This is a genomic window from Flavobacterium tagetis, assembly GCF_016735615.1.
Lineage (GTDB): Bacteria > Bacteroidota > Bacteroidia > Flavobacteriales > Flavobacteriaceae > Flavobacterium > Flavobacterium tagetis.
The window spans coordinates 1,056,542-1,078,188 of record NZ_JAERSF010000001.1 but is presented as its reverse complement, the minus strand read 5'-3'; the positions used below and the strand labels follow the sequence as shown (position 1 = coordinate 1,078,188).

The window sequence follows — 21,647 nt, the reverse complement described above, 5'->3', positions numbered from 1 at the left end:
AAAGTTTAGGATTAGTTTAAGTTTTTTATTCTGATTTGAAATAATTCAGCTCAATTTTCAATTTAATATTCTGATGAATTATTTGAATCTTTTCGGCAAAAATATTGTTTTCTGAACTGAAAAACAGTGTAAATTTTTCTTTTGTTTGAGAAGCATGAACGATCTTTTCTAATATCTGATCTTTTTTGGAGATAAAAATATAATTGTCACGCTTGCCATCTGCCGATTTATAAATGTCATCTGATTCATTTTCGAATTGCTCTTGAATCAAATACTCTTTCTTTAAAAGCAATCGAAAATCTTCTTTTAAAGTATTAATCAATATTTTTCTATCCAATTCAGAAACAATAGAATTGACTTTAAAATCGGTATCTGAGATTTCAAAATCCATTAATTTGTTTCCGAATTCTGTTGTAAAAACTATTCGATGCGTAGTGTCATTTATCTTCTTGGCAATGAAGATTCCAGACAATTCATTTCCGTAAACACTGATGTTGGTTTTATAAACATAATCGGTTTTTGAGTCTGAAAAATACGGAACGGTATAAGACGTTTTGTCTAATTTTTTAGGCGTATATTTTTTTGTGACCGAGCCACAAGAGATTAAAACAATTGCCAGAAAGCAATTAATTAGTAAAAACTGAATCGTCGATTTTTGCATTGATCACTTTATTTTTAAGTACAATTCGAGTATAATCTTCAGATGATTCTAATAATTTTACCTGAACCACTGTTGCTTCTTCTTTGTCAAAAGTCAGTTCAATCTGTTTGATGTATTTTTTCAGCGTCGCATCTTTCGGAATAAATTTCGCAAGATTCTGACCTTTCAATTTAAAATACGAAATCGCAAATTCTTTATCATCAAACATATTACCGCTTACGCTTCCAACGATTAATTTATTGATTCTCGCAAAGATTTTACTATTTCCAATATCAACGGCGCTTTTCTTTCCTTCGTCGTTAATCAGGATTTTTCCGTTTTTGAAAGTGATGCTATAGTTATATGGTTTTTTATATTGCCATTGAAGTAAAGCAGGTTCTTTAAAAACCATTTTTCCTGAAGTTTCAATGTCTTTCGATAAAAAATCTAAATGTTTGTACTGAACAAAATCAGTAGTCAAGGTTTTGATTTTTTTGGCTACAACATTTACATCTTGTTTAAAAGACGCAATTTCAGCATCGGTCATTTTTTGTTCCTGCGCTGATAGGTTGAAACCACTGATAATTAAAAATAGGAAAAGATATATTTTAGTTTGCATAAGCTTTTAGATTCAAAAGTTCTTCAATCGAAACGACTTGATAATTATTTTGCTGTAAAAATTGCAAAAACTGTTCCAAGACCAAAACAGAGTGTTCGCCTGTGTCGTGCAAAAGTACGATTCCGCCAGGAGAAATATGTTTAATTAACCGATTGAAAATTAATTCCTGATTTCTTGTTCCTCCATCAAGAGAACGGATATTCCAACCAATTGTTTTATGTCCTGTTACTTTTAAAGCTCTTCTTATCGAAGGAGTTGTAACTCCGTAAGGTGGACGAAAAAAGTTGATTTTTCTAGAAGTGAATTTTTCCAGAAGCGTATCTGTTTTCTGAAGTTCTTCCGTTATTTTTTTGGCATTATAAAAATCAAAAAACTTAGAATGCGAATACGAATGATTTCCAACTAAATGGCCTTCATCAATCACTTTCTGAAGAATTTCAGGATGCGTTTCAATGTTTTTTCCGATACAGAAAAAAGTCGCTTTGGCATTGTATTTTTTCAGAAGTTCTAAAACTTCCAAAGTATAAATGCTTGGACCGTCATCAAAAGTAAGCGCGATTTTTTTTTCCGTTTCTAACGGATTACTGCAAAATGTTTTTACATGATAATTGGAAGAAATTCTAGAGGAACCAAAAGCATTTATACCAATCCAAAGTAGAATTATAACGACAAACCATAGAAAATAGATTGCGATGTAAAGGTTCAGAAGAAACAATAAAAGCAATAAAAAGATAAAAAACAGTGATATGTTTTTGTGCGTTATCATTTTGACAGCAGCGTAAAACTATGGTTTTTTCCGTTTAATTGATTGTATAATAAAATCGTTTTGTACTCTGATTTTTCAATACTATTCACTTTTGCGATTTCAGGAATTTCTTGAGTTTTCAATATTTTAGAAGCCATCCAAAAAGCAAAAGCAGAAGCGGTATCATATTCTCCGCTTAAATGTTTGTAATACAAAACAGGAGTTTGAGCAAACGAATTTTCAGCAAGATTTCGGTAATAATTTTCAAAATCAGCATTTCCATCAAAACCTAAAACTATGGCATCGATATCTGAAATTTCTAAATTATTAGATTTTAAAAATGAATGAATTGCTGCTTCAACTTCATTTTTTTCTAGAGTATTTATTATAGAAACATCCAGAAGTTCGGCATAAGTGTTTTCTTTTTTTTCGTTTTCTAAAACAAAAAAACTCGCGCCTTCACCATAAACGGCACCGCTCGTTGTAGAATTCAAAACATCATATGGAGCAGTATTATCTGCTTTAATACGTCCGTTTAATTTAAAAAGGGAAGTAGTATAATCACCATTTTCATCAACTCCACCCACTAAAATAGAATTGGCTTCGTCTTCTTCGATCTGCATTTTAGCATCAATAAGAGCCGATTCAAAAGAAACAGCGCCATTTACATACGTAAAATTATAACCTTTACATTGTTGTAAAAGTGCAATTTGCGCTCCAACAGTATTATGTGTAGATTGAATGAAAGAAGTCGGAGTTAAAAACTCTTCGTTATTATCTAAAATGCTTTTTAGGAATTTTTCAGAATCTTCGATACAGCCTAAACCAGTTCCAGTAATAATGGCATCGACACTTTCAACATTAGCATCTTTCATAGCCAAAGCCGAAGCAACGATTCCGTTTTTAACACCTTTTGCCATGCGTCGGCTCGCAGCAGGCGAAATATATTCTTTGTATGCTGGCGGAACAATTGCCAGTACATTTTCTTCATGATTTACAATAGCCTCTTCCAAAAAAACAGTATCAAATGTTTTTTGAGTCGAAATACAGCCTACTCCATTTATATAGGTTCTTTTTGTCATTAGCTTTTTGAAAATATAAGAGTTGAACAGTTTCCTCCAAAACCAAAAGAGTTGGATAAAACGTGTTCGATAGTTTTATTTTTTAAAGTTGTCTGCGGTTTCAAATCAAATTCTTCCATCGGAACTTCAAAATTCAAGTTTGGATAAACCACATTATTCTGAATAGCCAAAACGCTATAAACAGCTTCAATTGCAGCTGCAGCCGCTAATGTATGTCCTGTAAAAGGTTTTGTAGAACTGAAATCTGGAACTTTTTCATTTTCATAAATTCGAAGTAAAGCTCTTCCTTCAGATAAATCGTTGTTTGGCGTTGCGGTTCCGTGAACATTGATGTAATCAATTTCAGAAGGTTTTAAACCCGAAACGTCAAATGCTTTTTTCATAGCCAAATAAGCGCCGTCTCCATTTTCTGAAGAAGCAGTTTGGTGATAAGCGTCGTTTGCATTTCCATAACCCGAAACTCTTGCCAGCACTTTTTTGTTTTGCTTAGCCACAATTTCATCCGATTCTAAAACTAGAAAAGCGGCTGCTTCACCAAGATTTAATCCTTTTCTAGTGTTGTCAAAAGGTTTGTTGTAATCGTCAGATAAAATCATCAAAGTCTTAAATCCGTTGATGGTAAACTTTGCTAAAGCATCGGCTCCGCCCACAATTACGCGATCTAGTTTTCCCATTTTGATTAATCTCGCGCCCAACATAATTGAATTGGCTGCAGACGAACAAGCAGTACTTATCGTTGTAACCATTCCTTTTAAACCTAATTCTTCAGCAATTTTTTCGGCAACATCTCCGCCATCGTGGCAAGTGATGTATTTGGTCAATTCTGGTTTTTCGAAATAATCGTAATAATGTCTTTCAGTCATGTCCATTCCGCCTACACTTGTAGCCGAAATAAGTCCGGTTCTAAATTCATTTATATCGGTAATGCCAGCATTTTCAACAGCTTGTTTTGCTGCCAAAGTGCCAATCATAGCGGTTCTGGAGAAATTATTATTCTCATTTAATTTCAGTTCATCAACAAGATCTTCGTTGGTTTTTTTGATTTCGCCAACTTTGATAACATCTGCGTGAACAGTCGAAATATTTTGAATACGAGAAATACCGATTTTGTTTTCGGTCAGCGAAATATAATTTTCCTCAACCGAATTACCAATCGCAGAGATAATTCCCATTCCCGTTATTGCAACACCTCTTGCCATTTTAGATTTTAGATTTTAGATTAACTTTGCGTCTTCGCGTCTTTGCGAGCATATTTCTCAGCTAATAAACAAAGCTTATAAATTTAATCTCGCAAAGTCGCAGAGTCGCTAAGTTTTAGCATTCTTTGACAAAATTTATTTCGATTATTTCGTTCTATTTGCGCTGATATACGCTGCCATAGTTTCGATAGATTGGAAAATAGATTTTCCTTCTTTCGGATCTACTAATTTAATTCCGTAATCTTTATCTAAAATCACGATCAATTCAAGTGCATCAATCGAGTCTAAACCTAAACCATCTCCAAACAAAGGATCGTTATCAGCAATATCTTCAACTGCGATATCTTCAAGGTTTAAAGTCGTTATGATTTTATTTTTTAATTCTTCTTTTAATGCTTCCATGATTATTTATTGTATAATGTATTGATAGTCTCGTTTGTATATTTTGCATTTTCTTCTGTACTAATTGTACATAAAAAAGCTTTATAATTGTCGTTAAAATATTCTACCCAACCGCACAAAACTACATCTGCTTTATTCGTATTCAGAAGAATATTCGAATAATTCGACATAAATTCGGTGTTAAAGGTGTCAAATATAAAGAAAGAATTCTCACTTTTCAGCTGATGGCGGATACTTATTTCGCCCAAACAAATATTTGGCAGCGTATAAACAAAGACCGCCGGACTCGGATAATAGTTTTCTTTGTCTGAAATAGATTCCTGATATTTTACATCGGTGTCCAAACTAGACGATTTATTGGCCAAAACCAGAGCAATATTATTTTCCTGCTCTGTTGAGGTTATCGGACTCAAAAGCAATTCTGATCCCAAAAAAGCCAGTTTGCTCAAAGCATCCATTTTGAAAAACTTTGGATATTGCATTTCAAAATTACGATACGCTTGTTTAGAGAAATCAGCAAAATCTGTTGGCTCAGTTTTGAATACAGAAGTTCCGTTCAAAACAATTTCGTTGTTTTGGATGGTGATGTAGGATTGTATGTAGGTTTTGTTTTGAGTCATTTGTTTAATGAGAACTTTTCATTAATTGTTTTTTTATCTTTTCTACGATCTCTTTCTCAAATTCCTTTTTAATTTTTCGATTTTCGAAATAACCGAAATCATTATTGATAGATTTCCACTTAGAGTTTTCGCCCTGTATGCTTACAAATGCAAATATTGTTTTATTTTCGCCATCTGATCGTAACCATGTTAACAACATTCTGTTATGAAAATTAAAATATATATGATTCCAATGATCTGTTGGGTTAGTATCTTCCCAGACTTTTCCGACTTTTAAATTTATATTTTCTCTTTTAATTATTTCGATTGCTTCTACTACTTTTTGCTCGGAATAATTAAATTCATAATGTTCGGCATAAGGATAACTTCCTGGGGCAAATGCATTTCCTAACTTATAAAAAAGAAAAAGAAACAATAAAATGCCTCCTATTTTTAATATACTTTTCTTAGATTTTTGAATCATTTTAAGGATTAATTTTTATGAAACCCAAGTATCAACAATATTTGTAATATGCCATTCTTCGGATTTGTTTTCAATTGTAATCTCAAATCCTCTTCCGCATTTTCCTCCCCCACATGAAGCGCGGACAGATAAAACTCCATATGTCCTCGTTTTATTGAAATAAATTTTATAAACTTTAATAGTGCCAACCGGCATTTTGCTTTTTTTGTCGTTTATGTCCCAATATATTTCTTCAGGAAATTTAGATGTATATTGAAAATCAAACTTTTTATTATTTTTAAAAGGAGTCAAGTCAAATTTGCTATCATTAATTCCATTACTTACTACAAAATCATAAACACCAATTAAAATTCTGTTTTTGTCATTTTTAATACTGTCTTGTTCAATCTGATATCTTTTTAATTTTTCATGATAACCGATTGTATCTTCTTTATTTGTTTTAAAATCTAATCTTGGCATTGGAGGAGGGTACATAGTTCTTCGATCTATATAAATAGAATCTACAATTTCGACAAAAACACTATTTAAAACCTCTTTTTCAAATTCAGATTTAGGCACTTCTTCTTACATCCAAAAGATGAAAGAATGGTGAGTGTTATAAATATGAATTTTGATAGCTTCATTTTTTAATTAACTATGTTGAACTTGTAAGATTTATTTACAAGTTGGAATTAAATTTTATAGATTTGATATCTCATGAAATTCTACGAAAAATATCCAGTATTAAAACAAAAAGGCTTTTTATCAAAAGTGCTTGTTGATACTGTATATTCTACTATGAATTTAGAGAATCAAAATGTTTCAAAAATTAAAATCATTAAAATTGTTGATACTATTTTAAAAGAAAGAGAATTAAATGGTTCAGCATTCTTTAATAAATAGTTCTGTTATTATTTATTTCACTTTTTCAAAAACCACAGCCGTATTACAACCTCCAAATCCAGAAGCCGTTTTCAGAAAATAATCAATTTTCTTTTCTTCGTTTTTCTCAATAACATTGATTGTTTCACTAACCCCAATTTCATCAAAACCTTTTGATTCAAAAAGTGTATTTTGATTGGCAGATTCTATCGCTATAACCGTTTCCAATAATCCCGAAGCGCCAAGTGTATGACCGTAAAAACCTTTTAAACTATTTACAGGAACGTTTTGTAAATCTAAACGAGTTAACGCAATCGCTTCCATTTCGTCGTTGTAAGGAGTTGCAGTTCCGTGGGCTGAAATATAATCTAATTTGTTAGCTTCAATTTGTGCTTCTTTTAAGGCATTCTGAATGCTTCTAAACAAACCTTCACCTGTTCTTGAAGGTCCAGAAATATGATTGGCATCGTTTATCGAACTATCTCCAATCACTTTTATTTTAGCATTTTTGGCTTCCGCCGAAACTAAAATAGCTGCTGTCGCTTCGCCTAAACTTACTCCGGTTCTGTTTTTAGAATACGGTTTACAAGGTTGCTCGCTCATCGCTTGGAATGCATTAAAACCAGACAAAACAAATTCTGAAACTTCGTCGCCAGCCACTACAAAAATGTTGTCGTAAAGTTCAGATTGAATCATTCTTTTGGCAACAGAAACGGCTAAAATTCCAGAAACGCAAGCATTCGAAACCACAATTGGCTGAGTTTGGAATTCGAAGAAATTGGCAACGTTTTTAGCTAAAACATCTAAATGTGCGTTGTTGAAACTTTCTTCAGAATTATTTGCTAAAGCGGTAACATTTCCTTTTGTGGTAGAAAGTATAAAAGCCGTTTTTGAATTTAGTTCTACGTTTGAGTTTTTGATAATAGGTTCTAAAGCCAAAATCATCATTTTCTCTAAACGGGAATATTTGGTATCAGCGCTGATTTTTGAAAAAGCACTGTTTATTTTTTCATCAGAAATAATCGAAGCATAAAACGGATTCGGCATCAAAGAAACATCGTTATGGAGCTGAATTCCAGAATCACCACTAAGAATGGCGCTGATATTAGATTCAACATCAAAACCTAAAGGCGTGATACAATTCGTTTCTGTGATATATATTTCTCTTGACATTTTATGATTTTAATTTCGTGAAATTTTTGCTCGCAGATTTGGCAGATTGCTTCGCCTCTTCACTATCACTTGGGCGAGCAGATTTTTTTAAATCCTTTTAATCTGTGTAATCTGTGGCAAAAAAAAAACTATTTCAACAACCCAACTTTCCTTTTCCATTCCTCATAAAAAGGCGGATTTGTCAGCATTAAATTTCCTGCTGCATCTAAAAAAACCTGAGTGGTTTCGCCTGTACAGGCCACTTCTCCATTGTCATCAATAATTTTAAAACGGTAAATCATTTTAGCCGCAGGAGTGTCAACAACAGTGGTTTCAATTGTTACTACATCACCATAACGCAAAGACAATTTGTGTTCGCAAGTCGATTTTACAATTGGCGTCGTATAACCCGTTTTGGCAATATCCAGATACGTAAGTCCATGTTGACGCCCAAACGCTTCACGTCCATCTTCGAAATAAGTGATATAATTGCCGTGCCAAACAATTCCAAGCGGATCTGTTTCGTTAAAACGAATCCTGATTTCGTGCGAAACGGTTAGATCTGTAGCTTCTTTAAACTGCTCTTTTCTTTTTATCATAAAATAATGCGATGGAAGTGGTAATAATGAAAAACAAAAATAATAAACTTATTCTTGGTATGATTTCGACGAAAGAAACGTTTCTAAGCAATACATCGTAAAAAGCCTCTAATCCCCAGTTCATTGGAGATGATTTTGCGATATATTGCATGATTTTGGGCATAGCAAAAACAGGAACCCAAACACCACCAATTGCTGCTAGAATGATCACGCTTGTGGCACCAAAAGGAGCAGATTGCTCTTGTGTACTCGCCACAGTTCCCAATAAAATTCCGAACCCGATGGCTGCAAAACCTGAAAATAATGCTACAACACTTGTCAGCAAGAAATGACCTTCGATGTTTAATGAAGGCAATCCGATTGATGGAAATAAAAACACAGCAACTGCAACCATCATATAAAACTGAATCATGCAGATGATCGAGTAGGTGATGGTTTTCCCGATAATCACCACTAAATTAGAAACCGGATTGGTTCTTAATCGAACAAAAGTTCCTTGCGATTTTTCTTTTACTATATTGATAGATAACGGAATCACGATAAAAAAGATTGCAAAAAGTGTCCACGCCGGAACATTATGCTGAACGGAATTTGGACGAATTTCTTTGTTGTTGATTCTCGGGATTATTTCTTTGAAAGTAATAAAGTTCTTTTGCTCAAAATCGATTGTTTCTTCGCCTAATTGTTTTTGAAAAGTGCTGTAAATTGATTTGGTTTCAATCTGCGAAATCATTTTATCAATCGAACTCATAACCGCATTTTTGAAACTCATTTGTACCGCTGGATCAAAATACAGTTTTACTTCTTTTTCATTAATAACGCGCTGAGGTTCGGCAGCCGTTGTACTGTCCGTCAATCCTAAATTGCTCACGATTTTTTCTACATTCTGATTTACTTTTTCTTGCAAATCAGAACTTAGGTTTTCTGGAATTACAATTGCCAATTGAAATTTTCCTTTGTATACATTTTCTTTTGCAATTTCTTCAGTAATCGGTTTATTGTCGATTTGTGTTACAACGGTAAAATATTTGCTTTTTTCTAAATTTTCAAAAACGGTTTTAGAAACAGATCCATGGTCTTTATCGACCAAAAGAATCTGAAGTTTAGAATCAGTCACCGCTTTAAAAGTACTGTCTTGAATTAAGGTTACGGCAATTACCAGAACCAAAGGCATGACAAATAAAATAATCAGTCCGCCTAAATCTCTTTTTAGCAAAAGGAATTCTTTTACTACCGACATCCAAATTTTATATATCATCTCTCAACGCTTTACCAGTTAATGAAATAAAAACATCTTCGAGATTTCGAGCATCTTTTGTAGATTCAATTAATGCTGACGGAGTTGCCTGCGCATAAATTTGTCCTTGATCTAAAATGGCAATTTGAGAACAGAAATCTTCGGCTTCAGCCAAATGATGTGAGGTATAAATAATAGTCGTTCCGTTTTGGTTCAACACTTTCAAATAATCGATAATGGCAGTTTTAGAATGCACGTCGACACCAACTGTTGGTTCATCCAAAAACAAAACTTTCGGATTATGAAGAATTCCGGCAATCAGGTTGACACGGCGTTTCATTCCGCCTGAGAAAGTCTGAACTTGTTTATCGGCAAATTTCAATAAACCTAAAAGATCTAGCGTTTCGATTACTTTATCTTTTAAATCAGAACCTTTTAAACCGTACATGCTTCCAAAATAAAGCAGATTTTCTCTGGCAGTCAATGTTGGATACAAAGCATATTCTTGAGGAACAACGCCTATGATTTTTTTAATTTTTGAAGCCTGATGCTGATAGTCTAAACCATCAATTGTAAAATGTCCCGAAGTTGGTTTTACCAATCCGCAGAGGATGGAAATTAAGGTTGTTTTTCCGGCACCGTTTGGTCCAAGCAAGCCAAAAATCTGACCTTCATTTATATTTAGCGAAACATTGTTCAAAGAATACATTTCTGCATTTTTGTACTTTTTCGAAAGGGATTCTATTTGAATGATAGATTGCAAAATAGTGTTTTAGCTGATCGCTTTTTTTAGTTTTTTGAAAAAGATTTCTTCTCTATTGGCAATGTCCAAAAGTTCATCGGCAATAGTATTGTAGGCGTCTTCTTTGGCACTTCTATTTTTGTAAATTCTTGAAGCTTCAACGGCAAAATCACGCCATGAATCTCCAATTTGAGTCATTTCTTTAGAAAGCGCTTTCAGTTCTTCGTTGCCCAAAATAACCGAAGCTTCCTGTAAAAATGCCGCATAAATAAAACGGAAACCACCGCCTCCAGTTCCAATTTCTTCTTGCATGCGAACCATTTGCGCCAAGTAATGATTGGCTTTTCTAACGCCATGTTTTGCAGGCCATTTACGAATCTGGCGAGAAACCATTTTAATGCCGCGAACACCAACAATTGGCATTGGCGCGAGCATATCTCGACATGTATTTTTGATTCCTTTAATGATGGCGCTTTTTAAATCAACGTCTTTTGGAATCTGAATCGGATAGTACATTTGTCCGCGAGGTGCAAAAGCTCCTTTGGCAAAACGTACTTTATTCATGTCTTCATAAGTTAAAGTCGTAACGGTTTCCATTACTGGATCGCTCACTAAATACTCGGTTTCGGTTTTTCCGTAAACGACTAAATTGTGCGCGTTGAAGTGAAAACGATATTCGTCTGGAAAATAACTTAAATTGTAAACGCCAACTTGTAATCCGGTTGGAATATTATTTTTTAAATTTTCGTCTAATGCTTTATTTGCATTTGCTATAGAAGAAAATTTTTGTCTTTTTATTTTTAAATTTAAACGGGTTGCAACTTTATTGAAAATCTGTCCAGGTAAAGTTCTGTAGCTGATTGCTGGTGCATGATTAACTTTTATAAAAGGCAGATATACAAAAAATAATCCAGAGCCAATACCAAAAACCATCGGTTCGCTAATGTTTAGTCCGCTGTTTTTTAGCAGATTTGACGCTACTCCATTCTCGCAATGAGCAGACTGATGATGTGTGAAAGTTAATTCCATTTATTTGGTAATGCTGTTTTTTAATTCTTCGATTGAAATTCCAAATGTATCGGCATATTTCTGTAAAACCTTATCGCTTAAAGTTGCAAAAACACTAGGTTTAAAATGTCTTTTTACGCGCCATTTCCAAAACCCGACGTAACTGGATAATATGTTAAGATCCATTTTATTGGCTTCCATAAAATACACAATCGGACTTACTTCGCCGTTTAAAACCTGCTGTTTCGCATCGGCAATTCTTTCGTTTATTTCGTCAATAGAATTTGAAAGTGCTATTGTTTTAGGTTCCCAGCCTGTACTTAATGTTGTGGTATAATTACCATTTTCATCTGTTGCGTACAAAAGTTCTTTAACGTTGTTTTTCGTTAAGTTGCTTTGATCCTGAGGTACTTGATCTTTTTCCATTTTGCTAATTTAATTTATTAGAAACATACAGATTGAAAGTATACATAAACTAATTATTAAAAATCCAAGATTTGCGAAAGCTAAAATTCGCTTATTCTTCACGAATAAATAAATCATTTCTATTAATAATCCAAAATAGAAAAAAACAGTGATGAATAATGCTAAAAAAAACATTCCTAAACCTGCATCTGTATGTCTATGTTGGTCTTGATCGCAAAGTGAATGCGGGTCATAAACGAAGCTCCAATACAAGACTAATAATCCAAACAATGACAATAAAATCCCGATTCGAATTCCTAAATGTGAAATGACTTTTTTAAAATTATCCAACTGAAATTGTTTTCTGAATGAACAAGTTAATTTCACATTCTAAGAGTATCTGGTCTTCGACTGAACTTTTACAGCTCATTGTACATAAAGTGTAATCGTCGCCAGTAAATTTCGAAACTAAATCTGCTTTGGTTATAATAGTGTCACCGACTTTTGGGAGCGCATGAATTTTTACATTTTTCAAAGCACTAATAAATCCAATTACGTTTACATTTTCATTTTCAATTCCGTTGTCATCAAAAAAGTATTTTTTTCCAACAATTGCCGAACAAGTCTGAGCGGTATTTTCAATTAAGCCTGCTTCAATAAAAGTATTGTTTTGAACAAAAATATTGTTTGCTTCAACAAGAAAAACAGTTTCTACTGAACTCGAATCAATATTCAAAATTAAATCCACCATAAGCATTGGCGCTCGGTGCGGTAAATAATTTTGTATGTCAACAGCAGTAGCTTTCATTATTGTTTTATTTTGCCAAAACAGTTTTCATTTGTCCTCTGGCAATTTCTTCATTGTTTAAAGTGGTCACAATATCTACTAAAGTAATTCCTGCAAATTCCTGTAGAATTGTTACTTCCGATTGAATGTTGTCGTTAACGTTTGGTAGCTTTTTAATCTCAATTTCTTTAATAGATCCGATATAACCAGTTGGCGCAATTTCGTTTCTTAAAAAATATTGATATCCTGTATGCAATGCCACAGATTGTGCCATGTGTTCGATTAGTCCTGCTTCCAGAAAAGTATTTTCAGCAACAAAAATATTATTACTTTGAATTTCTAAACCAGCAACCAAAGAAGTTTCAGAATAAGAATGCATAGCATCTACCATCACAAAAGGAAACTTTTGTGGCAGTAAATTTTCGACCATTTCTTTTTCTAGAAGTGCCATTGTTTCCATTAGCAAACAGTTAAATATGCATAAGCAAAAGAAAATCTTCCGCTTTCTGGAACAGATAATAAAATTTTATCTCCTTTTTTCAAATTCCCTGAATTCAATAATTCTTCAAGAGCTAGGTAAATAGAAGCAGAGCCAACATTTCCTACTCGAGAAAGATTCATGAACCATTTGTCATCGCTCATTCCGATACCTTTTTCAGTTAATCCTTTTTTCAATCCTTCAACAAAAAAGTTAGAAGAAACGTGAGGAATAAAGTAATTGATATCTTCCGATTTAATATTGTTTTTATCCATGGCGTCTTTCATGCTTTCTGCACCTTTTGACAGGATAAATTCGTCTAATAATTTAACGTCTTGTTTTATTGAGAAAACAGATTCGTTTAGCCATTGTTCTGGAGAATAATCGCTCCAGCCTTTAATTTCTCCATTTTCCAATTTATCACCTCCAGCATACATGCAAGTTTCCAATTCGTACGCATACGAAAAAGCTTCCATCCATTCTATTTTAAGTGAAATTGGTCCTCTTGGTTTGTTTTCTAATAAAAAAGCTCCAGCACCGTCAGATAACATCCAACGTAAGAAATCTTTTTTGAAAGCAATAATAGGTTGTTCTTCAAGGCTTTTTAAATTATCGGCCTCGTGATTGTATTTTTGAGCATTCAGCCAAGTAGAAACTTTTTCTGATCCTGTGCAGATTGCATTTTTTGAATTTCCAGATCTAATAGAAAGAAAACCAAATTTAAGAGAGTTCATTCCGGCACAGCAAACTCCTGTTGAAGAGTTTAATTCTACCGATTTATTTTTTAGCAGACCATGAACCATCGCAGCGTGCGAAGGCAGAAAAATGTCGGGAGTTGAGGTCCCGCATGAAAGTACTTCTACATCTTGAGGCGTAAAATTTTCGTCGAATAATGGTAAAATTGCATTTCTTGTTAATTCGGCATTGCTGTGTGTGCTTTTTCCTTCTTTGTCAACAGCGTAATATCGGCTTGTAATTTTATTATTGCGCAAAATAATACGTCTTGCTTTTGAAGCAGTATCATTGATAAGGCCCAAGTAGGCTTCCATTTCATCATTTGAAACGGCTTCGTTTGGCAAATATTTTGCAGCTTTTGTAATATATACTTCAAACATAATCTAAATTTCGTCTTCTAAACTCCCTGATAATATTGAGTTTCCTTTTTTATAGTTTTTAACTTAAGCGGATAGGTAATAAGGTGCAATATATACACTATTGGTGAAATTAACCATATCGCAAGGAATAAATAAACATTAAATACTTTAAGCAGCTGTTTTCGGTTTTTTTGATTTTTATAAATGATGTTTGACCATTTATTAAAAATTTTATTGGCCGTTTTGTCAACAGTCACTAAATAGGAACTTATTTTTACAGCGCCTGCCTCTACTAATTTTGGTTGTAATTGTGTTAAATTGTCTTTTTGTAAAGAATCAAGCATGATTTCTCCAAACTGACTCGATTCTTGTATGTCTTTTTCTGAAACCCCTGGAAGCGGAAAAATACCTAAATACTTTTTCTTAACTCCAGAAAACATCCATTCTACAATTGTAATAACGCTGATTAAATTTCCTACGCGGTCTACCATAGCTACATTTCCAACCAAATTGGCATTGACTTTTCTGAGTAAAACTTTGATTTTTTCCTGAGCCATAATCCACATATTTCTTGAACCGCTGATAGTAATAACAGGCGTATTGTTCAAGATTTTCTTGGCATCGTCACTTTTCAAAAATGAATTGATCGGAATTGAAGGAGATAAATACCAAACCTGATAATGAAATAAAACTAGATCAAACTTTGTATTTAGGATTTCTTCTGGAACTGGTTTTAATGCTGTTGGAATCTGTAAAAATGATTCTGGAAACGCATCAAAAAATGATTCTTTGTTCCAAGGGAACGGAAATGGTTTTTCTAATTGTATTTCGTGAAAAGTAAGATTTATTTCTTCTGAATTTAGAAATGGTTTTGCAATATTTCTTGCAATAGATTCCAATTGTCCAGATTGGGAATAATAAATTACGAGAACATTTTTCATTAGGTTTTTTTGGCTTTGGTGGTTCGCAAAAGTAAGTAAATTTATTTAAACGAATTTTCTTATTTCGACCAACGTTTTTTTATTAGCCACGAATTCACGGATTATTCAAAATACAGCTGTTATGAATGATTTTGTTTAAATTATGAATGACATTTATTTCACGAATTATCATTCGTGCAAAAGTTATGATTTTACAAAAAATAGATTAATGTAAATTAGTGAAATTCACAGCTAAAATTTCGGTACAAATAATTAGCGAAATTCGTGAATTGCTTCGCCAGTTCGCTATCGCTCGGGTCGTGGCTAAAAAATTAAGATTTTATGTCGTTCCAAAAATCAAAATAATTGAACCATTGTAAAGGGTATCGATGAAGAATGCTTTCTACGCTTTTTACATATTCCTTCAAAAGTGCTTTTTCGTCTCGATGTTTTACTTCGGCTTCTCTTGCGTACAAATGATAATGAAGATTTGGCTCTTTCATGACGTAAACAAAAACGACAGGAACTTTTAATCGTGAAGCAATTAAAAATGGACCTGCAGGAAAATTGGCTTCTTTGCCAAGCAGGCTTTCAGAAAGAGATTTAGTTCCTTCAAAATAACGGTCGCCAGTAAAGCAGATTAATTCATTATTTGCCAAAGCAGCATTGATCTCAAAAATATGAGAGAGATCTTCTTTAATGATGATAAATTTTACGGTTGGTTTTTGAGAAACACTTTCTAGATAATTTTTAATGGCAGAATGTTCTAAATCTGTCGTCACTAAATTTATCTGGAAATTAAGGTCAATGTCTCCCAGAAAATGTTCTGCAATTTCAAAATTACCAACGTGAGCGCTAATCAGGACGCCTCCTTTTTTCTCGGCAAGTAATTTTTTGAGTGTTTCTATTCCGTCAAACTCGTAGGTAAATTTGTTTCGCATTCCTGCAGAAATAGAAACTTTGTCAATAATGGTTTGTCCAAAAGTATAATAGCTTTTGAAAACCATTTTTTTGGATTTGAAATAGGAGTATTGAAGTCTTTCTTTAAAGTAATAGAAAATGGCTCTGTTGCTTTTTTTTAGAAATAAAAAATAATAGGAAGCAACAAAATAAAGTAAGACATAAGCAGCTTTTACACCCGCTTTTTGAATTAAAAAAACGAATATTTTATAACCTAAAACAGTTCCTTTGGATTTACCATCCCATTGACTCATTTAAGCTGATTTGGCTTTGATTTTAGTTTCGATTAAGTCATAAAAACTTTGAAAATCAGAAATTCCAACAAAATCTGCTTCAACTAGTTTTACACCAAAGTTTGCCTCTATTGAAACGACTAAGTCAACATAATCCAGACTGTCTAACCCAAGTGTATCTTTTAAATTAGCATTTGGTTCAATGTCGTCATTATCAACTTCAAATTCATCAACTAAAAAACCATTAATTTTTGCTATAATCTCTTCTTTATTCATTGTTCAATTTAAACTTTTTAACCACCAACGCAGAGTTGGTTCCTCCGAAACCGAAAGAATTGGACAAAAATATGTCAAATTTTTTGTTTAACGTAGTTTTAACTAAATTTAATTTTGACGCATCTTCATCTGGGTTTTCCAAATTGATGTTTGGCGCGATAAAATCGTGCTGCATCATTAAGATAGAATAAATGATTTCGCTGGCTCCCGCCATCCAGCATTCGTGGCCTGTCATAGATTTTGTAGAGCTCACTGGAGGATTTTTTTCTCCAAAAACCTCAAAAATAGCTTTAGCTTCATTAGCATCTCCAACAGGTGTTGAGGTTGCATGAGCATTTATATATTCAATATCTGAAGCTTCTAATTTTGCATCGTCAAGTGCGCGCTTCATTGCTGTTGCGGGGCCTTCTACGTTTGGAGTAGAAATATGTCCGCCATTTGATGAAAATCCGTAACCGCCAATTTCAGCAATAATATTGGCACCACGTGCAATGGCAGATTCGTAACTTTCTAAAATTAAAGTTGCACCACCACCACTCGGAATTAATCCATCACGACCAATATCAAAAGGTCTAGAAGCTTTTGTTGGATCGCCTTCTCGGTTAGAGAAAACGCCTAATCCGTCAAAACTGCTCATAGCATATTTATTGATTTCCTGAGCGCCGCCAGTAATAACAATATCTTGAAAACCGCTTTTGATTAAAAAATAAGCCAAACCAATTGAATGAGAACCGCTGGCACAGGCTGCACTAACGGTAAGATTGATACCTCGAAGTTTAAAAATCGTCGAAAGATTCATCGTAACCGTAGAATTCATCGATTTAAAAATAGCGCCAGAACCAATAAGAGCGGTGTCTTTTTTCTCGCGAACAATATCTGTTGCGTCAATAATAGCTTTAGAAACGCTGTCGTTTCCGTACATAATACCTACTTCGCGTTCGTCAAAAAAAGCATCATCAATGTTAGCGTTTTTTAAAGCTTCTATAGTGGCCATATAAGCATATTCGGTTTCTTCACCGATGCTCATACGTTGTCTGCGCGTCAATAAATTTTTAAGATCGGCTTTCGGAACCATCCCTGTTAAGGCCGACTGGAAACCAAATTCTTTACGTTCAGTATCAAACTGAATACCAGATTTTCCTTCGTATAACGAATCTTTTACTTCGTCTAAAGAAGTTCCGATACAAGAATAAATTCCCATTCCAGTAATTACAACTCGTCTATTCATCGTCTTTCAAAAGTAATTTTTTATCCTTAAAGTGTAATTTTTTAATCTTGCCGCAAAGGCACTAAGGCACTAAGTTTTTTTAAAGTCTTTTTGCTTAAACTTTGCGACTTAGCTCCCGATAGCCATCGGGATTGCGAGCAATTTTCTATGTTTAAAAAACTTTAAATAATCTTCGCAAACATAGTATTCTTTAAGAATATATTCCGCCGTTAATATTGATAATTTCTCCTGTAATATAGCTTGCTTTTTTAGAAATCAAAAAGCTTACCAAATCTGCCACTTCTTCGGCTTCGCCAAAACGGTTAACCGGAATGAGCTTTAATAATTCTTTTTCGTCCAATTCGCTCGTCATGTCAGTTCTAATAAAACCTGGAGCAACAGCATTTACAGTAATATTTCTTTTGGCAACTTCCTGAGCCAAAGCTTTGGTTGCCGCTACAATTGCACCTTTTGCAGCCGAATAATTGGTTTGTCCTGCAGTACCTTTTACTCCAGAAACCGAAACCATATTTACAATTCGGCCGTATTTATTGCGTAGCATTTTTTGAATAAAAAATTGTGTAACATTAAAGAAACCGTTTACGCTTGTATTCATAACGCCGTTCCAGTCTTCTGGTGTCATCCACATAAAAAGACCATCTTTTGTGATTCCGGCATTGTTTACAATTGCTTCAACCAATTTTTCAGGATTTGCTTCCTGCCAAGCAGTTAAAACATTTTGTACGTTTTCAAAATTAGAAACATCAAAACCTAAGATTTCTCCTGTTGCGCCTAATTTTTGTACTTCTTGTAATGTCTCTTCGGCAGCTGTTTTATTCGAATGATAATTAATCAGAATATGATAATCGGATTCTACGGCTAGTTTTTTACAAATCGCACTTCCAATTCCTCTCGAACCGCCTGTTACTAATACACACTTCATTGATGTAGGGTTTATTTTTATTCATCATAAATGAAACCGCTTTATAGAATGCGATTTCATTTATGCAAATGTCTAATTTATTTGGAGATAAATATTATTTCTTTTTTTTCGGTGCAGGCTTTGCTGCTGGTTTTGTCGCAGCTTTAGTTTCCTGTTTTGGTTTTTCAGCAGGAGCAGCTACTGGTTGTGGTTTTTCGGCACTTTTAGAAAACAGTTCAGCATTTTCAAACCATTGGTTGGCTAATACAGTTCCGTCTGGTTTTAGAAATCCCCATTTTCCTTCGTTTTTTACGCGTGCAACGCCATCAATAAATCCTTTGTCTTGTTGTACAAACATTGCGATTATGGCATTTGCAGTAATCCCGTATTGAGTTGGAATAACCAATTTTCCAGATTCATTTATAAATCCCCAATTGCTTTCTTTTACAGGAGCCAGACCATTTGTACTGAAAACTTCTGCATCGCTGTAAGTTGGTTCAATCACAAATTTCCCTTCTGGATTAATGAATCCCCATTTTTTTCCAACCAAGACTGGAGCTAAATTTTTTGAAAACGCTTTTCCTTTATCATAAATAGGAAGAATGGCCCAATTTCCTTTTAAATCGATATAACCAATTTTTCCGTTTTTCTTAGCAAAAGTCAAATCCTGAGTTTCAAAATCCCAGATTTTTTCGGCTCCTTCAACCGGAATAAATTTTCCACCGCTTACCAATCCGAAAGTTTTATCTTTTTTAGCCCAAGTTGTTCCTTTAAAATAATTTCCTACTTCGGCATAAACTGGTTCAACCAATTCTTTTCCATTAGCATCAATAATTCCCCAGTTTTTGTTCAGTTCTACTCTGGCGTAACCATTTTCAAAAGGTTTGATCTGATCGTATTTTGGTTCTAAAACAACATTCATTTTGTTGTTGATTAACCCCACTTTGTTGTTTTGTCTGAAAAAAGCAACTCCGTCATTAAAATCAAATACTTTGTCTGTAGTTGGTCCTTTTTGAACTTCTCCTTTTGTATTAATGTAAACCCAGTCTTTGTCTTTTTGTACAACTGCGATTCCGCTGTTAAAATCTTTAGCATCTTTAAAATCGGCTGGAATTACCCAGCTTCCTTTTGCATCAATAAAACCCCATTTTCCGCCATTTTCTACGGCAGCTAATCCGTCAGAAAAACTTCTTGCAGATTTGTATTGAGGTTCGATTTTAAAAGATCCATCTTTAGAGATATATCCAATTTTGGAATTTTTTTTAACTAATGCTAATTCTTGACTATTAACAAATTGAATGCAGCTTAGCAATAAAAAAACAAGTGACTTTTTCATGATTTTAAGATTCAATATTAATACTGTAAAATAAAGATTTTTAACTGTTGATCAAATAATCTTTTACTTTTTGAACAAAAGGATACATTACTTGATCTTCCTTAAATTCTGGAATTATATTTCTGATATCGTCATACCATTTTTTAGTTGTAGACGAAATTTGATCTTTTTGTTTCAAATAATCAATTGCCTGAACAATTGTGATTAATTCGATTGCCAAAACCTCAAATGAGTTTTCAATTACTTTTGATGTAATCACTGCCGCATTAGTTCCCATGCTTACAATGTCTTGATTGTCATTGTTGTTTGGAATACTGTGTACATACATTGGGTTAGACAGCATTTGGTTTTCGGCAGTTGTTGAAGTCGCAACGAACTGAACGCCCTGCATTCCGAAATTAAATCCTAATGTTCCTAAATTTACGAATGGAGGAAGAATTTCGTTAATTTTTGAATTCAATAAATAATTCAATTGACGTTCTGCCAGCATCGTTAATTTTGTAATAACGATTTTCAATTTATCCATTTCTAGCGAAATATAATCTCCGTGGAAATTTCCGCCATGATAAACATGTTTGTTTTTTACGTCTATAATTGGGTTGTCGTTTGCCGAGTTAAATTCGTCTTCCAAAATAGAAGCTACATTATTTATAGTTTCTAAAACTGGTCCTAAAATTTGAGGAACACAACGTAATGAATAATATTCCTGAACTTTTTCTTTGAAGATTTCTTCGGTGTTTTCGCCAGAATATAAATGATCTTCTCTTTTACGGATTAAAGTACTGTCAGAAAGATTTTGTCTCATTCTTTCAGCAACTTCCTGTTGTCCTTTATGGCGTTTAGTCTGGTTTAATTCTTCAGAAAAATGATCATCATAAGCTTGAACTAATTCGTTAATTGCACAAGAAGCTTTTAACGACCAGTCTAATAATTTTTTAGAATAATGAACATTTACCACTCCAATTCCTGTCATTACAGAAGTTCCGTTGATTAATGCCAGACCTTCTCTAATTTCTACTTGAATTGGTTTTAAACCTTCAATTTCGAAAACTTCTGCCGTTGGGCGTCTATCTCCTTTATAAAAAACTTCTCCTTCGCCAATTAAAACCAAAGCTAAGTGTGATAATTGTACTAAGTCACCGCTGGCACCAACACCACCGTGTTCAAAAATTAAAGGCGTAATATCTCGATTGATCAATTCTGCCATTAAATGAATAACAGAAGAATGAACTCCTGAATTTCCTAAAGAAAGGGTATTTAATCGTGCTAAAATTGCTGCTTTTGCGGACTCAGCATTTAAAGGTTTTCCAGTTCCAGAAGAATGGCTTCTGATTAAATTATATTGCAATTGAATTTGATCTGACTCCTTAATTCTATATTGAGCCATCGGACCAAAGCCAGTATTTACTCCATAGATTACTTTATTTCCTGAGAATTCTTTTAAGAAATTAAAACTTTCGTTTACTCGATTTTGAACCACATCGCTTATGGCAACTTTGTTTTTCCCAAAGATTATGGCTTCAAATTCTGCTAAACTTAGATATTCATTTATTGTATTCATTAAATCGATTTTGGTTGTGCTAATTTAATTTTATTTATCAAAATAAATGTAGTTATTTTGATGATGGCAAATGTAGGTTAATTAATGATAATAATTCTA

General features: G+C 33.6%; 26 protein-coding genes. 1 reads left to right on the top strand and 25 read right to left on the bottom strand.

The features are described from left to right. Positions 1-25: 25 nt before the first annotated feature. From lolB2 to JI750_RS04650, 9 genes are all read right to left on the bottom strand, one after another. Entirely contained in the window at positions 26-661 is a 636-nt protein-coding gene (lolB2, locus tag JI750_RS04690; protein ID WP_201999170.1) for a flexirubin biosynthesis protein LolB2, read from the bottom strand. Next, positions 627-1,259 carry a flexirubin biosynthesis/transport protein LolA2 gene (lolA2, locus tag JI750_RS04685; protein ID WP_201999169.1) on the bottom strand — a complete coding sequence of 211 codons (633 nt, stop codon included), beginning with the start codon at positions 1,257-1,259 and terminating at the stop codon, positions 627-629. Before lolA2 ends, lolB2 begins: the two co-directional genes overlap by 35 nt. Further along, entirely contained in the window at positions 1,249-2,025 is a 777-nt protein-coding gene (locus JI750_RS04680; RefSeq protein WP_201999168.1) for a polysaccharide deacetylase family protein, read from the bottom strand. The genes lolA2 and JI750_RS04680 overlap by 11 nt, the downstream gene beginning before the upstream one ends. Continuing rightward, on the bottom strand, positions 2,022-3,086 hold the full coding sequence (locus tag JI750_RS04675) for a beta-ketoacyl synthase N-terminal-like domain-containing protein (RefSeq protein WP_201999167.1): 1,065 nt from the start codon (positions 3,084-3,086) through the stop codon (positions 2,022-2,024). Before JI750_RS04675 ends, JI750_RS04680 begins: the two co-directional genes overlap by 4 nt. Next, on the bottom strand, positions 3,086-4,285 hold the full coding sequence (locus tag JI750_RS04670) for a beta-ketoacyl-[acyl-carrier-protein] synthase family protein (protein ID WP_201999166.1): 1,200 nt from the start codon (positions 4,283-4,285) through the stop codon (positions 3,086-3,088). The genes JI750_RS04675 and JI750_RS04670 overlap by 1 nt, the downstream gene beginning before the upstream one ends. A 144-nt stretch (positions 4,286-4,429) precedes the next feature. After that, a complete protein-coding gene (locus JI750_RS04665) occupies positions 4,430-4,687 on the bottom strand; it encodes a phosphopantetheine-binding protein (RefSeq protein WP_111378796.1) in 258 nt (85 codons plus the stop codon). A gap of 2 nt (positions 4,688-4,689) precedes the next feature. Beyond that, entirely contained in the window at positions 4,690-5,307 is a 618-nt protein-coding gene (locus JI750_RS04660) for a 3-oxoacyl-ACP synthase (protein WP_201999165.1), read from the bottom strand. 4 nt (positions 5,308-5,311) lie between these two features. Continuing rightward, positions 5,312-5,770, bottom strand: a complete 459-nt coding sequence (locus JI750_RS04655; RefSeq protein WP_201999164.1) for a hypothetical protein — start codon at positions 5,768-5,770, stop codon at positions 5,312-5,314. Between the two features lie 15 nt (positions 5,771-5,785). Then, positions 5,786-6,328 (bottom strand): hypothetical protein, encoded by a 543-nt coding sequence (locus JI750_RS04650; RefSeq protein WP_201999163.1) that lies wholly within the window; start codon positions 6,326-6,328, stop codon positions 5,786-5,788. 138 nt (positions 6,329-6,466) lie between these two features. Between JI750_RS04650 and JI750_RS04645 the strand changes: the two genes are divergently transcribed. Next, a complete protein-coding gene (locus tag JI750_RS04645) occupies positions 6,467-6,652 on the top strand; it encodes a hypothetical protein (protein WP_201999162.1) in 186 nt (61 codons plus the stop codon). A 12-nt stretch (positions 6,653-6,664) separates the two neighbouring features. Here the strand turns inward: JI750_RS04645 and JI750_RS04640 are convergent, their stop codons facing one another. The 16 genes from JI750_RS04640 to flxA form a co-directional block, all read right to left on the bottom strand. Beyond that, positions 6,665-7,804, bottom strand: a complete 1,140-nt coding sequence (locus tag JI750_RS04640) for a beta-ketoacyl-[acyl-carrier-protein] synthase family protein (protein ID WP_201999161.1) — start codon at positions 7,802-7,804, stop codon at positions 6,665-6,667. Between the two features lie 128 nt (positions 7,805-7,932). After that, positions 7,933-8,382, bottom strand: coding sequence for an acyl-CoA thioesterase (locus JI750_RS04635; RefSeq protein ID WP_201999160.1), 450 nt, complete (start codon positions 8,380-8,382; stop codon positions 7,933-7,935). After that, entirely contained in the window at positions 8,357-9,640 is a 1,284-nt protein-coding gene (locus JI750_RS04630; RefSeq protein ID WP_201999159.1) for an ABC transporter permease, read from the bottom strand. Before JI750_RS04630 ends, JI750_RS04635 begins: the two co-directional genes overlap by 26 nt. After that, positions 9,630-10,328, bottom strand: a complete 699-nt coding sequence (locus JI750_RS04625; protein ID WP_201999158.1) for an ABC transporter ATP-binding protein — start codon at positions 10,326-10,328, stop codon at positions 9,630-9,632. The genes JI750_RS04630 and JI750_RS04625 overlap by 11 nt, the downstream gene beginning before the upstream one ends. Positions 10,329-10,391: 63 nt before the next feature. Next, complete coding sequence (darH, locus tag JI750_RS04620) at positions 10,392-11,390, bottom strand: BtrH-related acyltransferase DarH (RefSeq protein ID WP_201999157.1); 999 nt, start codon at positions 11,388-11,390, stop codon at positions 10,392-10,394. Then, positions 11,391-11,795, bottom strand: coding sequence for a flexirubin biosynthesis protein DarG (DarG, locus tag JI750_RS04615; RefSeq protein WP_201999156.1), 405 nt, complete (start codon positions 11,793-11,795; stop codon positions 11,391-11,393). 322 nt (positions 11,796-12,117) lie between these two features. Continuing rightward, positions 12,118-12,582 carry a hotdog family protein gene (locus JI750_RS04610; RefSeq protein ID WP_201999155.1) on the bottom strand — a complete coding sequence of 155 codons (465 nt, stop codon included), beginning with the start codon at positions 12,580-12,582 and terminating at the stop codon, positions 12,118-12,120. Positions 12,583-12,589: 7 nt separating this feature from the next. Beyond that, the gene (locus tag JI750_RS04605; protein WP_201999154.1) at positions 12,590-13,021 is read right to left on the bottom strand and encodes a hotdog family protein; all 432 of its coding nucleotides are present in this window, start codon (positions 13,019-13,021) and stop codon (positions 12,590-12,592) included. After that, positions 13,021-14,154, bottom strand: a complete 1,134-nt coding sequence (gene darB, locus JI750_RS04600) for a dialkylresorcinol biosynthesis protein DarB (RefSeq protein WP_201999153.1) — start codon at positions 14,152-14,154, stop codon at positions 13,021-13,023. Before darB ends, JI750_RS04605 begins: the two co-directional genes overlap by 1 nt. Before the next feature lie 17 nt (positions 14,155-14,171). Then, positions 14,172-15,074, bottom strand: a complete 903-nt coding sequence (locus tag JI750_RS04595) for an NADPH-dependent FMN reductase family protein (RefSeq protein ID WP_201999152.1) — start codon at positions 15,072-15,074, stop codon at positions 14,172-14,174. A gap of 311 nt (positions 15,075-15,385) precedes the next feature. Then, complete coding sequence (locus JI750_RS04590) at positions 15,386-16,267, bottom strand: lysophospholipid acyltransferase family protein (protein ID WP_201999151.1); 882 nt, start codon at positions 16,265-16,267, stop codon at positions 15,386-15,388. Then, a complete protein-coding gene (locus JI750_RS04585) occupies positions 16,268-16,522 on the bottom strand; it encodes an acyl carrier protein (protein WP_008465907.1) in 255 nt (84 codons plus the stop codon). Then, complete coding sequence (locus JI750_RS04580; protein ID WP_201999150.1) at positions 16,515-17,750, bottom strand: beta-ketoacyl-[acyl-carrier-protein] synthase family protein; 1,236 nt, start codon at positions 17,748-17,750, stop codon at positions 16,515-16,517. Before JI750_RS04580 ends, JI750_RS04585 begins: the two co-directional genes overlap by 8 nt. A gap of 190 nt (positions 17,751-17,940) precedes the next feature. Beyond that, positions 17,941-18,672 carry a flexirubin biosynthesis SDR family reductase FlxB gene (gene flxB, locus JI750_RS04575; protein WP_201999149.1) on the bottom strand — a complete coding sequence of 244 codons (732 nt, stop codon included), beginning with the start codon at positions 18,670-18,672 and terminating at the stop codon, positions 17,941-17,943. A 94-nt stretch (positions 18,673-18,766) separates the two neighbouring features. Beyond that, entirely contained in the window at positions 18,767-19,987 is a 1,221-nt protein-coding gene (locus JI750_RS04570) for a WG repeat-containing protein (protein ID WP_201999148.1), read from the bottom strand. A gap of 40 nt (positions 19,988-20,027) precedes the next feature. Next, positions 20,028-21,548: a flexirubin biosynthesis tyrosine ammonia-lyase FlxA gene (gene flxA, locus JI750_RS04565; RefSeq protein WP_201999147.1), complete on the bottom strand. Its 1,521-nt coding sequence runs from the start codon at positions 21,546-21,548 to the stop codon at positions 20,028-20,030. Positions 21,549-21,647: the final 99 nt, after the last annotated feature.